The organism is Microbacterium sp. ZKA21, assembly GCF_050434165.1.
In the GTDB taxonomy this organism is placed as follows: Bacteria; Actinomycetota; Actinomycetes; order Actinomycetales; family Microbacteriaceae; genus Microbacterium.
Genome location: NZ_JBNPVV010000009.1, coordinates 183718 through 198760 on the forward strand (window position 1 = coordinate 183718; position 15043 = coordinate 198760).

Here is a 15043-nt window from a genome sequence, read left to right on the forward strand (position 1 = left end):
CATGGATGATCGCCGCCGCGCGGATGCCGTCTACGAGTCGCTGCTCGCCAGAGCAGGGGAGCGGTGGGTGCAGCCCCGCAAGGAGCGCACGGCGCGCATCCTGACCCTGCTGGACGATCCGCAGCGCACCTACCGTGTCGTGCACATCACCGGCACGAACGGGAAGACCTCGACCGCGCGCATGATCGAGAGCCTGCTGCGGGCGCACGGCCTGCGCACCGGTCTGTTCACGAGCCCGCATCTGGAGCGCTTCACCGAGCGCATCATGATCGACGGCGAGCCCATCGACGACGGCGCGATCGCCGACGCCTGGGACGAGATCGAGCCGTTCGTCGGCATCGTCGACGCCGAACTCGAAGGTGCCGGTGACGCGGCGCTGACGTTCTTCGAACTGCTCACGGTGCTCGCGTTCGTCGCGGCCGCCGATGCACCCGTCGACGTGCTCGTGCTCGAGGTCGGCATGGGCGGCGAGTGGGATTCGACCAACACCGCCGATGGCGACGTCGCGGTGTTCGCGCCGATCGACATCGACCATGCGGATCGGCTCGGCGACACGATCGAGGCCATTGCCGAGGTGAAAGCAGGAATCATCAAGGAGGGCGCGGCTGTCGTGTCCGCGCAGCAACCGGATGAGGTCGCTGCAGTGCTGCGCCGCGTGGCCGCGGAGAAGAGCGCGACGATCGCGTTCGAGGGTGCCGATTTCGGGCTCGCCGAGCAGAAGCTCGCGGTCGGCGGTCAGCTTCTCACCGTGCGGGGTCTCGCCGGCCAGTACGTCGAGGAGTACCTCCCGCTCTACGGTGCCCACCAGGGGCACAACGCCGCTCTTGCGGTCGCTGCGGTCGAGTCCTTGATCGGCGGAGGATCGCAGGCGATCGCCGGCGACATCATCACCGAAGGCTTCCAGGGTGCGACGTCGCCCGGCCGCCTGCAGTTGCTGGGCATCGCGCCGACGGTGGTCGTGGACGCGGCGCACAACCCGCACGGCGCGACCGCCCTCGCGCAGGCGCTCGACGACAGCTTCGACTTCGACGAGTGGGGTGTGGTGCTCGGCATCCTGTCCGACAAGGATGCCGCAGGCATCGTGTCCGTGCTCGCACCGGCGGCAGCGCACGTGTTCGCGACCGCGCCGGAGTCGGAACGGGCGAGCGATGCCGACGCGATCGCGGACCTGGTCGAGCAGGCCGGGCACCGGGCCACCGTGCACCCGTCTCTCGCCGAGGCTGCTGATGCGGCGCGCGAGTGGGCGGCATCCTCCGACCGGCGTGCGGTCGTGATCGCCGGCTCCGTGGTGCTCGCCGGCGAGGCGATCGCCCTGGCGGAGGAAGAGGACTGGAAATCCGGGTGGCGCGCATGAGCGAGGCGCAACCGGCGCAGGGGAGACCCCGTGCGCAGCGCACGCTCGTGCAGAAGCTGGCGCCGATCGTGCTGGGCTTCGAGGCGATCGTGGTGTTCCTCGGCGGTCTCACGATCTTCGGACTCCGGGTCCTGCCTGAGGGCGTCGCCGACTGGTGGGCGATCGTCGGCGGCGCCGTCGTGGCGCTCGCGTGCATCGCGATCGCCGGACTCATCACGAAGCCGTGGGCCATCACGGCGGGGTGGGTGATTCAGCTGATCATCGCCCTGTCCGCGTTCCTGGTTCCCGCCATGCTCATGGTCGTGCTGGTTTTCGGTGGCATGTGGACGTATGCGACGATCATGGGGGCCCGCGTGGATGCACGACGTCCGGCGCAGCCCGAAACCGATTCTTCGACAGAGAGTGAATGACATGGCCACCGAAGAAACCCTCGTCCTCATCAAGCCGGACGGTGTCGCTCGCGGTCTCACGGGCGCGATCCTCGCGCGTATCGAGGCCAAGGGCTACGCGCTCGTCGACATCCGCCTCGTCGAGCCCGACCGCGACCTGCTCGCCTCGCACTACGCCGAGCACGAGGGCAAGCCGTTCTACGAGCCGCTGCTGGAGTTCATGCTCTCCGGCCCCTCCGTCGCGATCCGCCTCGCCGGAAACCGCGTGATCGAGGGCTTCCGCTCGCTCGCCGGCACCACCGACCCGACCACGGCTGCCCCAGGCACCATCCGCGGCGACTTCGGCCGCGACTGGGGTCTTGCGGTTCAGCAGAACCTCGTGCACGGCTCGGACAGCCCAGAATCCGCCGCGCGCGAGCTCGGCATCTGGTTCGACTGATCGATCCGGAGCCGGACAGACGAAGGCCCGCACCCTGTGGGATTCACGGGGAGCGGGCCTTCGTCAGTCAGCGGGGATCAGAACCAGAGATCCGCCAGCGCGCCGAGCAGGTCGACGTGGTTCACCTGAAGCACGAATACGACGATCGCCAGGCCAACGATGGATGCCAGCGGTACCCACGCCATGAGCTTCTGCCCCAGCGCCTGCGCCTTCCGGGATCGGCTGAACGTGCCGTTCCGGAGCAGGTGCACCACGGTCGCCAGGAACGTGGGAATGGTCACCACCCAGGTCACGAGGCACCAGGGGCACAGCGTGTGCAGCTCGAACGCGGTCTGGCCGATCAACCAGCAGACGAATCCGAAGGCGAAGGCGATGCCGGCGCCGAACAGCGCCCAGAACCAACGCGGGAAGCGTGCGCCGGCGATCATCGCGACGCCCACGACGAGCGGAGCCATCCACCCCGCCACACCGAGCAGCGGGTTGGGGAAGCCGAACACCGCGCCCTGCCACGACCCGAGATTCGTGGTGCACTGCAGGAACGGGCTGATGTCGCAGGCGAGGGGATCCCCGGGGTTCTCGAGCAGGATGAATTTCTCCACCGTGAGCTGGAAAGCGGCCCACCACCCGATCACGCTCGCGATGATCAACCAGATTCCGTACCCGATCTCGCGGGGGCGCTGCTCCGTCATAGCGCCAGTATCTCAGCGATTGCTATGCGCTGCGCGTGAGGCGACCAGGACAAACGATGCGTCGGATGCCGCGATATCCCGCGCATGATGCGATAATGACCTGTGATGCTTCTCGCGGCGCCGCCGCAGACAGGCATCGACGAAGACTTGGGGGCACACGCCCCACGCGATCAGAGCACAAGAGCCGATCGCACGCCGAGTGAGTTCGCGGCCCGTGCCGCATGAGATTTCGCGGAGCACACAGTGCCCGTGCAGGGAGTACGCCAGAGATGGCCGATGACAACAATGACAACAGCACCCCGACCCTCGACGAGAATGCAGAGCCCGCGGTAGCCGCGACGCAGCAGGCTCCTGACGCGGCCGCCGATCCGATCGTGGACGCGCCTGCCGAGGACGCGACAGACCCATCCGGTGCGGATGCCGCGGTCGCTGCGCCCGGGCAGGTCGAGTCCGCGACGAGCGACGAGCCCGTTCCGTCCGCCGACGTCGAGGCGCAGGGGGAGTCCGCCGAGCAGCCCTCCGCCGAGTCCGACGCGCCCGCCGAGGCTGTCGAGCCGGCCGAGTCCGCGGTCGAGCCCGCTGATGCTCCTGCCGTCTCCGCTGAGGTTCCTGTCGTGTCGGCCGAGCCGGCCGCCGAACAGGCCGACCTGGCTGCCCAGCAGGCTGAGGCCCCTGCCGAGTCCGCTGAAGCTTCGGCTGAGCGCACCGAGTCGGCTGAGCCCGAGTCGGCTGAGCACACAGAGTCGGCCGAGCCCGAGTCGGCCGAGCCCGACTCGGTCCCGGGGACGGTCGAGTCGTCCGACGCCGAGTCTGCCTCCGCTGCGTCCGCAGCGCCCGCAGAGCCCGCGGAGGCGGAGTCCACGAAGCCGGAGCACGCGGAGCCCGAGGCCGCGCCCAAGCCGGAGCCCGTCACCGCGGTGAGCCTCGGCCTGATCCCCGAGACGTTCGTCTCGCGCGTCTCCACGCAGCTGCACTTCTACGCACCCGAGGTCGCTCCGCTGCCGGCGCGTCCGGGCCGCGATCGTGACCGCGACCGCGACCGTGATCGTGACCGCGAACAGGAAGCCGATGAGTCCGGTTCGTCCGCGCGCCGCGGCCGTCGCCGGCGCGGCGGCAGCGGTGACGGGGACGATGAGCAGCGCTCCGAGCCGCGTCAGCGTCAGCGCGTCGTCGAGTACATCACCGAGCCGAAGGCGATCAAGGGATCCACGCGGCTCGAGGCCAAGAAGCAGCGTCGTCGTGACGGTCGTGATGCCGGACGCCGCCGCCCTGTGGTCACCGAGGCCGAGTTCCTCGCCCGCCGCGAGTCCGTCGACCGCAACATGGTGGTCCGGTCCAAGAACGGCCGCACGCAGATCGCGGTCATCGAGGACAAGGTGCTCGTCGAGCACTATGTGGCGCGCAATCAGGATGCCTCGCTCATCGGGAACGTGTACCTCGGCCGCGTCCAGAACGTCCTGCCCAGCATGGAGGCGGCGTTCGTCGACATCGGTCGCGGCCGCAACGCGGTGCTGTACTCCGGTGAGGTCGACTGGGACGGCGTGGAGACCGGCAACCAGCCGCGTCGCATCGAGCTCGCGCTCAAGCCGGGCGACCGCGTGCTCGTCCAGGTCACGAAGGACCCGGTGGGGCACAAGGGTGCCCGCCTGACGAGCCAGATCTCGCTCCCTGGCCGCTACCTCGTGTACGTGCCGAACGGATCGATGAACGGTATCTCGCGCAAGCTCCCCGACAATGAGCGCGCCCGTCTCAAGCGGATACTCAAGGAGGTGCTGCCCGAGTCCAGCGGCGTCATCGTCCGCACGGCCGCCGAGGGCGCCACCGAGGACCAGCTCACGCGCGATGTGCAGCGTCTCACCAATCAGTGGGAGCACATCCGGAAGCAGGTCGAGAGCCAGCAGGCACCTGCTCTGCTGCACGCAGAACCCGACCTCCTCGTCAAGATCGTCCGCGACGTCTTCAACGAGGACTTCACGAAGATGCTCATCCAGGGCGAAGAGGCGCAGCGCACGATCCGCGCGTACCTCGAGAGCGTCGCCCCCGACCTTCTCGAGCGCGTCGAGTCCTACGAGGACGAGTCCGATCCGTTCGACGTGTTCCGCGTCACCGAGCAGATCGAGAAGGCGCTGGACCGCAAGGTCTGGCTGCCCTCCGGCGGCTCGCTCGTGATCGACCGCACCGAGGCCATGACGGTCGTCGACGTCAACACCGGAAAGTTCGTCGGCTCCGGCGGAAACCTGGAAGAGACCGTCACGAAGAACAACCTCGAGGCGGCGGAGGAGATCGTCCGCCAGCTGCGACTGCGCGATATCGGCGGCATCATCGTCGTCGACTTCATCGACATGGTCCTCGAGTCCAACCGCGACCTCGTGCTGCGCCGGCTGGTGGAATGCCTGAGCCGCGACCGCACGAAGCATCAGGTCGCCGAGGTGACCTCGCTCGGTCTCGTCCAGATGACCCGCAAGAAGCTCGGCCTCGGACTGCTGGAGACCTTCAGCGAACCGTGCGAGGTCTGCGCCGGTCGCGGCGTCATCGTGCACCACGACCCGGTCGTCAAGCACCGCTCGAGCGGCAACGGCCCCACGTCGAACCGCCGTCAGCGCGGCGGCGGTCAGCAGAGCGCTCCGGCCCCCGCCGGTGTGACGCACAGCATCCCCGAGGGTGCGAAGACCGCCCTCGCGCAGATCGCAGCCTCCACGCGGACCACGACGTCGGACGCAACGGATGCCGAGGCGATCATCGAGACGCCGGCGCAGGTCGAGCGGCCCAAGAAGACGCGCAAGAAGCGCTCCGACCGCGCCAAGACCCCGCGCACCGAGACCGACGTGCTGCTCGACTCGGTGCTGGACGCCCTTCCCGAGCCCAAGGCGCCAGGTCAGGGACGCAACCGCCGTCGCGTGACGACGGCGGCGCTCACGGGCACGCCGGTGTCGGTGAACGCGGACTCGGGCTCATTGGCTGCTGCGCCGATCGCGAGCGGGGACGCGCAGTCCTGACGCGATCAGACGCCTGGTGAGTTCTCTGCCGCCCAGACGGGTGGCACCGGCTGCGACGAGCCGGGGGACCATGTCCTCCGGCACGTCGTAGTGATCGAGGTCGAACGCGCGCGCCGGTACTGCATTGAGCTGCGCGAACGCGTGCAACTCGGCCAGATCGGCGTCGCTCACCAGGTGCGCCCAGAGGCGTCCGTGTGCGGGCCAGATCGGGTCGTCGACGAGTACGGTCACCTCGCGATCCTATGTCCGGGCACGACTCGCGCGACACGGCATCCGCTCGCTTTGCCACATCGCCCGCCATCCGGTAAAGTGGACCCTTGGTGCGCGAGCTGAACCGTCCCCAGGGCGGTCCGGATGAGCCCCGGTGCTCGCACCCGTCAGACCTGCGACGAACGCAGGCACAGTCTTCCCGTGAGATTTCGGAGCTTCGAGCTCCCCGATGAAACAGGTATCAAGTGGTTTACGCAGTAGTGCGCGCCGGCGGACGGCAGGAGAAGGTCGAGGTCGGCACGATCGTTCAGCTCGACCGTGTTCAGGCCGCCCAGGGCGAGAAGATCGAGCTGGCGGCAGTGCTGCTCGTCGACGGCGCCACGGTGACCACCGACGCCGACAAGCTGGCGAAGGTCAAGGTCACCGCTGAGGTTCTCGGCAACCTCCGCGGCCCGAAGATCGTCATCCAGAAGTTCAAGAACAAGACCGGTTACAAGAAGCGCCAGGGGCACCGTCAGGAGCTCACGCGCGTCAAGATCACCGGCATCAAGTAAGCACGAAGGGGAGCTGAGAAATGGCACACAAAAAGGGCGCGAGCTCGACCCGCAACGGTCGTGACTCCAACGCACAGCGACTCGGAGTGAAGCGCTTCGGCGGTCAGACCGTCAACGCCGGCGAGATCCTCGTCCGTCAGCGCGGCACGCACTTCCACCCCGGCGTCAACGTCGGCCGTGGTGGCGACGACACGCTGTTCGCTCTCGCAGCTGGCGCGGTCGAGTTCGGCGCGAAGGGCGGCCGCAAGGTCGTCAACATCGTCGCTGCAGCCGAGTAACGCGCAGCACAGCAACCATCCGAACGGGGCGGGCATTTGCCCGTCCCGTTCGTGTATTCCCGCCGTCCAGATCAGCCCAGGAACAGAGGACATCACATGGTCACGTTCGTCGACACCGTGACGCTCCACCTGCGCGCAGGCAAGGGCGGCAACGGCTGCGTTTCGGTGCATCGCGAGAAGTTCAAACCTCTCGGCGGCCCGGATGGCGGCAACGGCGGTGACGGTGGCGACATCGTCCTCGTCGCGGACACGCAGACCGGAACGCTGCTGTCGTACCACCATTCCCCGCACCGTTCCAGCGGCAACGGCGGCTTCGGCATGGGCGACCACCGCTCCGGTTACGCCGGTGAGACGCTGGAACTGCCGGTTCCGGTCGGCACAGTGGTCAAGGATGCCGACGGCCAGGTCCTCCTGGACATGGTGATCCCCGGTGAGCGCTTCGTCGTCGCCCAGGGCGGACGCGGAGGGCTCGGCAACGCGGCTCTCGCTTCTCCGAAGCGCAAGGCCCCCGGTTTCGCGCTGCTCGGAACCCCGGGCTTCGAGGGCGACGTCATCCTCGAGCTCAAGACCGTCGCCGACGTGGCACTGGTGGGGTACCCGTCAGCGGGCAAGTCCAGCCTGATCGGCGCCATCTCGGCTGCGCGCCCCAAGATCGCGGACTACCCGTTCACCACGCTGCACCCGAACCTCGGCGTCGTCCAGGCGGGGGAGTCCCGCTACACCGTGGCCGACGTCCCCGGTCTCATCGAGGGCGCCAGCGAGGGACGAGGGCTCGGTCTCGAGTTCCTCCGCCACGTCGAGCGCTGCTCCGCCCTGCTGCACGTGCTCGACTGCGCCACGCTCGAGCCCGGCCGCGACCCGATCAGCGACCTTGACGTCATCATCGCCGAACTCGCCGCGTACGAGGTCCCCGAGGGGCAGATTCCGCTGCTGGAGCGCCCGCAGCTCATTGCGCTCAACAAGGTCGACGTGCCCGAGGCGCGCGACCTGGCCGAACTCGTCCGCCCCGAGCTCGAGGAGCGCGGATTCCGCGTCTTCGAGATCTCCACGGTCTCGCACGAAGGCCTGCGTCCGCTGACCTTCGCCCTCGGCGAGATCGTCGAGAAGCACCGTGCGGAGCTTGCCGTCGAGCCGCCGCGCGAGCGCGTCGTGATCCGGCCCAAGGGCTCCCAGAAAGAGTTCAGCGTGCGCGTCGAGGGCGGCACGTACGGCAACGTCTACCGCGTGCTCGGCGAGAAGCCGGTGCGCTGGGTTCAGCAGACCGACTTCCAGAACGAGGAAGCCGTCGGCTACCTGGCCGACCGTCTCGAGCGCCTCGGCGTGGAGGACGAGCTGTTCCGCCTCGGCGCGACCCCCGGCGCGACCGTCGTCATCGGCGAGGGCGACGGCCTGGTGTTCGATTGGGAGCCGTCCATGTCGTCGGCTGCCGAGCTCATGGTCGCGCCCCGAGGGACGGACCCGCGTTTCGCCGCCACCAACCCGCGTCGCACGACCAGTCAGCGCCGCGAGCAGTACTACGAGCGGATGGATGCCAAGGCGGCGCTGCGCGCCGAAGCCGAAGAGCGTCGCCTCGTCACCGAGGAGGATCTCGACGGGGACGAGGCATGACCGCTCGCACCCGCGCGGATCTCCGGGGGGCGTCCCGCATCGTCGTGAAGGTCGGCTCGTCGTCGATCAGCGGTGAGGCGTCCTGGCGGATCCCGATGATCGTGAATGCGCTGCAGAAGGCGCACGGGCGCGGCTGCGAGATCGTCCTGGTGTCGTCGGGGGCCATCGCCACCGGCATCCCGTTTCTGAATCTGGACGCGCGACCGACCGATCTCGCCACCCAGCAGGCTGCGGCGGCGGTCGGTCAGAACATCCTCGTCTACCGCTACCAGGAGGCGCTGCGGCCGTTCGGGATCGTCGCCGGGCAGGTGCTGCTCACCACCGGAGATCTCGAGACCCCCACCTCGCGCAGCAACGCGCGCCGCGCGATGGAGCGGCTGCTGGGTCTTCGCACCCTGCCGATCGTCAATGAGAACGACACCGTCGCGACGCAGGAGATCCGGTTCGGCGACAACGATCGCCTCGCTGCGCTGGTCGCCCAGCTCATCCAGGCCGATGCCCTCGTGCTGCTCAGCGACGTCGAGGCTCTCTACACCAAGCCGCCGACGGATCCGGATGCCGAGCCGCTCGACGTGATCTCCGCTGATCAGGACCTGGCCGGACTCGAGTTCGGCGCGACCGTGGTCAACAGCGTCGGCACCGGCGGAGCGGCCACCAAGGTATCCGCGGCCCGCCTCGCCGCGGCATCGGGAATCGGCGTGCTCGTGACGAGCGCCGATCTGGTCGATCGAGCACTCTCCGGAGAGCAGATCGGCACCTGGTTCGTGCCTGCGCACCAGGGCTGATCCCCGCGCCGCGGGCGCCGTCACATCGGCCCTCGCGCGATCGCGCCCTGGATACACTGGGCGGATGAGCGTCGACACCCTCACCGCACCCGTCGAGTCCGCCCGAGCGGAGACCGGCGGTCCGCAGGAGCGCCTGACGCTGGCGAAAGAGGCGTCGCGGGCGACCGCGCAGCTCACGAGCGACGCCAAGGCGCACGCTCTCGAAGCGATCGCGCAGGCCATCGAGGCCGGAGCCGACCGGATCATCGCCGCGAACGCCGACGACGTCGCGCGCGGTGACGCCGGCGGAATCGGCTCGGCGCTCATCGATCGACTGCGTCTGGACGAGAAGCGGGTCGCCGCGCTGGCGTCGGCCGTCCGCGAGGTCGCAGCGCTGGCCGACCCCGTCGGCCAGGTGATCGGCGGGCACAGGATGCCCAATGGCGTGGCGCTGCAGCAGGTGCGCGTGCCGTTCGGCGTGGTCGGGGCGATCTACGAGGCGCGGCCGAACGTGACCGTCGACATCGCCGCCCTCGCACTGCGATCGGGCAACGCTGTCGTGCTGCGCGGCGGCAGCGCGGCGCGGGCGTCCAACACCGTGCTCGTCGAGATCATGCGCGCGGCTCTGACAGGCGCCGGCGTCACCGCGGAGGCCATCCAGACGGTCGACGATTTCGGGCGCGACGGGGCGAAAGCGCTCATGCACGGACGCGGCTTCATCGATGTGCTCATCCCGCGCGGCAGCGCATCGCTCATCGAGACCGTGGTCACCGAGTCGACGGTCCCCGTGATCGAGACGGGCGCCGGCGTCGTGCACATCGTGCTCGATGAGACGGCACCGGCCGACTGGGCCACCGATATCGTCGTCAACGCCAAGATCCAGCGCCCCAGCGTCTGCAACGCGGTCGAGACCGTCCTCGTGCACCGTCAGGCCGCATCGCGTCTGATCCCGCTCGTCGCCAGCGCCCTGCAGAGCGAGGGCGTCGCCGTGCACGGAGACGACGTCGTGGCTGGGCTCGCGAGCAATGTGATCCCCGCGACGGAAGAGGACTGGGCGACCGAGTACCTCAGTCTCGAGATCGCGATCAAGGTCGTGGATTCGCTCGACGACGCGCTCGCGCACATCCGCCGGTACAGCACGGGTCATACCGAGTCGATCATCACCACGGACACCCGCAACGCGGAGCGCTTCCTGGCAGAGGTGGATTCCGCCGTCGTCATGGTCAACGCGTCGACCCGCTTCACCGACGGTGCGGAGTTCGGGTTCGGCGCCGAGGTCGGCATCTCGACCCAGAAACTGCACGCCCGAGGCCCGATGGGGCTCTCGGAGCTGACCAGCACGAAGTGGCTCGCGCGTGGGGCGGGGCAGACGCGCGGCTGAGCGATAGGATGGGGGAGCGCGTTCGCGCCCCCGGTCACGAAACGGAGCAAGGATGAATCTCGTCGCACAGTTCGCGATGGCAGCCGCTGAGACCGAGCATCACGGAAATGTGGCGCTCGAAACGCTTATCTTCGGCGTCATCGCCGCGATCGTCTTCACGCTCCTCGGTCTGGTGACCTTCTCGTACCGCCACGTCGCCAACCGTCACTCGGCCAAGGCGGAGGCCTGGGCTGCGCAGCACGGCAAGGACGGCCACGGAGCAGGGCACGGCCACTGAGCCGCGGATGGAGCACACGAACTCGCGGGCGCCGCGTATCGGGGTGATGGGCGGAACATTCGATCCGATCCATCACGGTCACCTCGTCGCTGCGAGCGAGGTCGCGCACGAGTTCGACCTCGACGAGGTCGTCTTCGTTCCCACCGGGCGTCCGTGGCAGAAGCGCACGGTCACGCCCAGCGAGCACCGCTACCTGATGACCGTGATCGCCACGGCATCCAATCCGCGATTCACCGTCAGCCGGGTCGACATCGACCGTCGGGGTGACACGTACACCATCGATACGCTGCGCGATCTGAAGAACGAGCGACCGGATGCCGAGCTGTTCTTCATCAGCGGCGCGGACGCCGTGGCGCAGATTCTCAGCTGGAGGGACCATGATGAGTTGTGGGATCTGGCCCACTTCGTCGCGGTCTCGCGTCCAGGACACGTTCTGAGCACTGACGGCCTCCCGAGCGACGACGTCAGCCAGCTGGAGGTGCCGGCCCTGTCGATCTCGTCGACGGATTGCCGACAGCGCGTCCAGGAGGGCGAACCGGTGTGGTACCTCGTCCCCGACGGAGTCGTTCAATACATCGCGAAGCATCATCTGTATCGGAGCAAGGCATGAGCACATCGGACAGCGAAGGGAAGGAACCGCTGACGCGCAAGCAGCTGCGGGAGATCCGCCTGACTGGCGCGACACCGGTGATCACCGAGGAAGAGGCGGCGGCTGCCGCGCCCGCCCCGGTGCCTGCGCCGCCCCTGCCTCGTGCTGCTGATGCCGCTCAGGTCGCGCCGGCTCCGACCGCCGATGAGTCCGTCGATCTCGGGGCGCTGCCGCTGACGCGGCGCCAGGCACGCGAGCAGGAGCGCATCCGCACGGCATCGGTTCCGGTGATCGGCGCGGAAGAGGCCGCCGCCGCGCAGACGGCTGCCGGGACGGATGCCGCGGCGCTCGAGTCCGAGCAGCCCGATGAGCCCGCCGAGACCGAGAAGCCGTCGATCGTCTCGGCTGTGCCGGTGTTCGCGCCGGTCGCGGCTTCCGCTCCGGCAGATGAGGACACGCCCACGGATGCCGACGGGGCAGCGGATGCCGAGATCGGCGCCGAGGCGGACGGCGACGCCCTATCGGAAGCCTCACCCGAGACCGGCGCGGCCGACGGCGAGCGCACCGACGAGGAGGCCGGCGACGACGCTTCCGCATCTGCGGAGGACGAGACGGACGAGCCCGCCGAGGCGGAACTCGCCGAACTCGGAGTCGACGCCGACGCCATCGAGCACGTCGACGACCCGTCCGAGCAGGGCGAACGTCCGACCGTGAACCCGACGTTCGGTCAGAGCGTGCTGTCCGAGCAGAAGTCGACGACGCCGTTCACGCCGTCCTTCGACGAGCTCATCACGGCAGGCGACTCCACGGGTTCCCAGCACATCGCGCCCAGCGCGCTGATCTTCAACCCACCGCCCGGAGACGGCTCGCTCTCCGGCCCGGTCGCTTCCACCGGAGAGATCCTCGTCACCGGGTCCTATGATCTGCCCGAGGGCCTCGGCTCTCAGGGGCATGCGAAGGGGACCACCGACGGCAAGGACGTCGACGCGGTTCTCATCGACGGAGAGCTGCCGCCGGCATCCTCTCCGACGCCGATCGCGGCGAGCTCCGCGATCAGCACCATCAAGCCCGCCGGCGAGGTCATCCGTCCACCAGCACCCGAGAAGGGCAACAAGCTGATGCTGATCCTCGCGATCACCGCCGGCGGTCTCGCTCTCGCGCTGGCGGCCGCGTTGATCATCGCCTTCACCATGAATGTGCTGTGATGCAATCACCTGAAACCGCGGAGCAGATGCTCCAACTCGCCGCGAACGCGGCGGTGTCCAAGGGCGGCGAGGATCTCCTCGCGCTGAACGTCTCGGAGCCGCTTCCGCTCGTAGACATCTTCCTTCTCGTCACCGGAAACAGCGAGCGCAACGTCGCCGCGATCGCCGACGAGATCGAGGACAAGCTCATCGAGGCCGGACACAAGCGCGTCCGCCGCGAGGGCCGTGCCGAGGCGCGCTGGGTCCTGCTGGACTTCGGCGACCTGATCGTGCACGTGTTCCACGCTGAGGAGCGCGTGTATTACGGGCTCGAGCGTCTCTGGAAGGACTGCCCTGTGGTCCCGATCGAGCTGGCAGAGCCCGCCGACCGCGCCTGACATGGCCGTCCATCTCCTCACGGGGGCCGGCTCCGGAATCGGCGCGGCGCTCGCACGCCGACTGCTCGACCGCGGGGACGAGATCATCGTGCTCGCCCGCGATGTCGGGCGCGCCCGCGAGATCGCCGCGACCCTTCCAGGCGCGGGGACCCTCGTCGGCGACCTCGCGAACCCAGGACGTCTGTCGTGGGCACTGTCCAAGCAGCATCTGCCGGATCGGATCGATGCCCTCGTGCACGTCGCGGGCATCGTCGACCTCGGGCCGGTCGCCGATCTGCCCGCGACGCTGTGGGAGCAGCAGTTGGCGGTCAACCTCGTCGCGCCAGCTGAGCTGACCCGGTTGATGCTGCCGGTACTGCGCGTCTCGCGCGGACAGGTCGTCTTCGTCAACTCCGGCGCCGGACTGCACGCTCATGCCGGATGGTCGGCGTACGCGGCATCCAAGCACGGGCTGAAAGCCCTGGCGGACTCGCTGCGGGCCGAGGAGGCCGAGCACGGCATCCGCGTGACATCCGTGTACCCCGGCCGCACCGCGACGCCCATGCAGGCGCGGGTGCACCAGCAGGAGGGGACCGAGTACGAACCAGAACGGTTCATCGATCCGGAATCCGTCGCCACGACGATCCTCGCGGCGCTCGACCTGCCGCGCGACGCGGACATCACCGACGTGACGGTCCGTCCCGGCGCCTGACGGTCGTCGCGTCGGCGCCGAGCAGGCTTTCGCCGGCGGTGTCAACCCTCCTGCGCTCGGAGTCGGCCACGGCCAGCATGGGGAACCCGACCCAGGAGGTTCTCCATGCTCGCCCTGCCGTGGACGCCGCACGCATGACTCGGACCATGACACGCGGCGATCATCAGTCGTCGGCGATCGCGGGGTCCGTCCGCGGCGCCGTGACGCGGGATCGGCTGCTGTTCGCGGTGAAGACGGCCCTGGCGGTCGGCATTGCATGGATGATCGCTCACCTTCTGCCGGGCGTTGCGGACGATCTCCCGTACTACGCACCATTGGGTGCGCTGATCAGCATGCACCCGACCCTGATGGATTCGGTGAAGTCCAGCGTGCAGACCCTCGCGGGCCTGGCGGCGGGCATCGTGCTGGCGCTCGTCGTCGTCTTCACGGCGGGCCCGACCGTGTGGACGCTCGCGCTCGTGGCGGGCGCGGGCGTGCTGCTGTCCGGGACGGGCTGGTTCGGTGCGGGGCGCGAGTACATCGCCGTCGCCGCCGTGTTCGTGCTCATCATCGGAGGCTCAGACGCGGAAGCATACTCGCTGAGCTATCTCGCTCAGATGGCGGTCGGACTCGCCGTCGGGCTCGGGGTCAACCTGGTTCTGGCACCCGGTCCCTTCTCCGCGACGGCGAAGGCGCGCGTCGCGGAGTATCAGCGCGACCTGGCCGATCACCTGGCGGGCATCGGCGACGCGCTGGCGGAATCCTGGCCGCCCGCACGGACGGAGTGGACCAGAGAAGCGGACGCCCTCGAGAGCACGGCGCGCGACGTCCGGACGGCCCTCGCGGAGGCCGACCGGAGCCGTCGGGGCAACCCGCGCGCGCGGGGCGGACGCCACGACACCGAGACCGCGCATGCGCGGCTCGAGACGCTCGAATCGGTCGCTGTACGCGTGCGCGACATCTCCGATGCGCTGGAGGACGTAGCGCGGGAACGCGCGACCGCCTTTCCGCTCGATCCGGATCTGATCCCGGTCATCGGGCGAGCATGCCAGGCCACGGCCGGTGCGATCGCGGTCATCGGATCGGAGGACCGGCACGCCCATCGGGCACGGGCAGCGGCCGCGCATGACGTGCGACTGCTCGTGGATGCACTGGACGCAGGCCAGGCGTCCGCACGCAGCATCCTGGGCCCCGGAGTCCTGGTGGCGACGCATCTCCGACGCATCATCGTGCTCCTGCACGTCGAGCCGGGCAAGGAGTGAT

At 69.0% G+C, this 15043-nt stretch carries 17 protein-coding genes; 15 read left to right on the plus strand and 2 right to left on the minus strand.

Annotated features, from left to right (window positions below):
* Position 1 precedes the first annotated feature (1 nt).
* From M2317_RS17275 to ndk, 3 genes are read left to right on the plus strand one after another with little or no spacing between them, the layout of a single operon-like run.
* Positions 2-1354, plus strand: coding sequence for a bifunctional folylpolyglutamate synthase/dihydrofolate synthase (locus M2317_RS17275; RefSeq protein ID WP_429462331.1), 1353 nt, complete (start codon positions 2-4; stop codon positions 1352-1354).
* Positions 1351-1764, plus strand: a complete 414-nt coding sequence (locus M2317_RS17280) for a DUF4233 domain-containing protein (protein WP_429462333.1) — start codon at positions 1351-1353, stop codon at positions 1762-1764. The genes M2317_RS17275 and M2317_RS17280 overlap by 4 nt, the downstream gene beginning before the upstream one ends.
* A gap of 1 nt (position 1765) precedes the next feature.
* A complete protein-coding gene (gene ndk, locus M2317_RS17285) occupies positions 1766-2182 on the plus strand; it encodes a nucleoside-diphosphate kinase (protein ID WP_429462336.1) in 417 nt (138 codons plus the stop codon).
* Positions 2183-2259: 77 nt separating this feature from the next.
* On the opposite strand, the gene M2317_RS17290 is transcribed toward ndk, so the two are convergent.
* The gene (locus M2317_RS17290) at positions 2260-2871 is read right to left on the minus strand and encodes a vitamin K epoxide reductase family protein (protein ID WP_429462338.1); all 612 of its coding nucleotides are present in this window, start codon (positions 2869-2871) and stop codon (positions 2260-2262) included.
* A 269-nt stretch (positions 2872-3140) separates the two neighbouring features.
* On the opposite strand from M2317_RS17290, the gene M2317_RS17295 reads away from it, so the two are divergent.
* The gene (locus M2317_RS17295; RefSeq protein WP_429462340.1) at positions 3141-5867 is read left to right on the plus strand and encodes an Rne/Rng family ribonuclease; all 2727 of its coding nucleotides are present in this window, start codon (positions 3141-3143) and stop codon (positions 5865-5867) included.
* Here M2317_RS17295 and M2317_RS17300 read toward each other — a convergent pair.
* A complete protein-coding gene (locus M2317_RS17300; RefSeq protein WP_429462343.1) occupies positions 5823-6098 on the minus strand; it encodes a DUF4031 domain-containing protein in 276 nt (91 codons plus the stop codon). The two genes, M2317_RS17295 and M2317_RS17300, sit on opposite strands and share 45 nt — an antisense overlap.
* Before the next feature lie 224 nt (positions 6099-6322).
* Between M2317_RS17300 and rplU the strand changes: the two genes are divergently transcribed.
* The 11 genes from rplU (at position 6323) to M2317_RS17355 (ending at position 15042) form a co-directional block, all read left to right on the plus strand.
* Positions 6323-6631 carry a 50S ribosomal protein L21 gene (rplU, locus tag M2317_RS17305; protein ID WP_264155001.1) on the plus strand — a complete coding sequence of 103 codons (309 nt, stop codon included), beginning with the start codon at positions 6323-6325 and terminating at the stop codon, positions 6629-6631.
* A gap of 20 nt (positions 6632-6651) precedes the next feature.
* A complete protein-coding gene (gene rpmA, locus M2317_RS17310) occupies positions 6652-6909 on the plus strand; it encodes a 50S ribosomal protein L27 (RefSeq protein WP_429462345.1) in 258 nt (85 codons plus the stop codon).
* A 96-nt stretch (positions 6910-7005) separates the two neighbouring features.
* The gene (gene obgE, locus M2317_RS17315) at positions 7006-8517 is read left to right on the plus strand and encodes a GTPase ObgE (protein ID WP_429462347.1); all 1512 of its coding nucleotides are present in this window, start codon (positions 7006-7008) and stop codon (positions 8515-8517) included.
* Positions 8514-9302 (plus strand): glutamate 5-kinase, encoded by a 789-nt coding sequence (proB, locus tag M2317_RS17320; RefSeq protein ID WP_429462348.1) that lies wholly within the window; start codon positions 8514-8516, stop codon positions 9300-9302. The genes obgE and proB overlap by 4 nt, the downstream gene beginning before the upstream one ends.
* Before the next feature lie 64 nt (positions 9303-9366).
* On the plus strand, positions 9367-10662 hold the full coding sequence (locus tag M2317_RS17325) for a glutamate-5-semialdehyde dehydrogenase (RefSeq protein ID WP_429462350.1): 1296 nt from the start codon (positions 9367-9369) through the stop codon (positions 10660-10662).
* Positions 10663-10714: 52 nt separating this feature from the next.
* The gene (locus M2317_RS17330; protein ID WP_429462351.1) at positions 10715-10939 is read left to right on the plus strand and encodes a hypothetical protein; all 225 of its coding nucleotides are present in this window, start codon (positions 10715-10717) and stop codon (positions 10937-10939) included.
* 7 nt (positions 10940-10946) lie between these two features.
* Positions 10947-11549: a nicotinate-nucleotide adenylyltransferase gene (nadD, locus tag M2317_RS17335; protein ID WP_429462352.1), complete on the plus strand. Its 603-nt coding sequence runs from the start codon at positions 10947-10949 to the stop codon at positions 11547-11549.
* The gene (locus M2317_RS17340; RefSeq protein WP_429462354.1) at positions 11546-12733 is read left to right on the plus strand and encodes a hypothetical protein; all 1188 of its coding nucleotides are present in this window, start codon (positions 11546-11548) and stop codon (positions 12731-12733) included. Before nadD ends, M2317_RS17340 begins: the two co-directional genes overlap by 4 nt.
* Positions 12733-13110, plus strand: coding sequence for a ribosome silencing factor (gene rsfS, locus M2317_RS17345; protein WP_429462356.1), 378 nt, complete (start codon positions 12733-12735; stop codon positions 13108-13110). The genes M2317_RS17340 and rsfS overlap by 1 nt, the downstream gene beginning before the upstream one ends.
* Before the next feature lies 1 nt (position 13111).
* Complete coding sequence (locus M2317_RS17350) at positions 13112-13801, plus strand: SDR family oxidoreductase (RefSeq protein WP_429462358.1); 690 nt, start codon at positions 13112-13114, stop codon at positions 13799-13801.
* Positions 13802-13947: 146 nt separating this feature from the next.
* Positions 13948-15042, plus strand: coding sequence for an FUSC family protein (locus M2317_RS17355; protein ID WP_429462360.1), 1095 nt, complete (start codon positions 13948-13950; stop codon positions 15040-15042).
* The last annotated feature ends 1 nt before the right edge of the window (position 15043 follow it).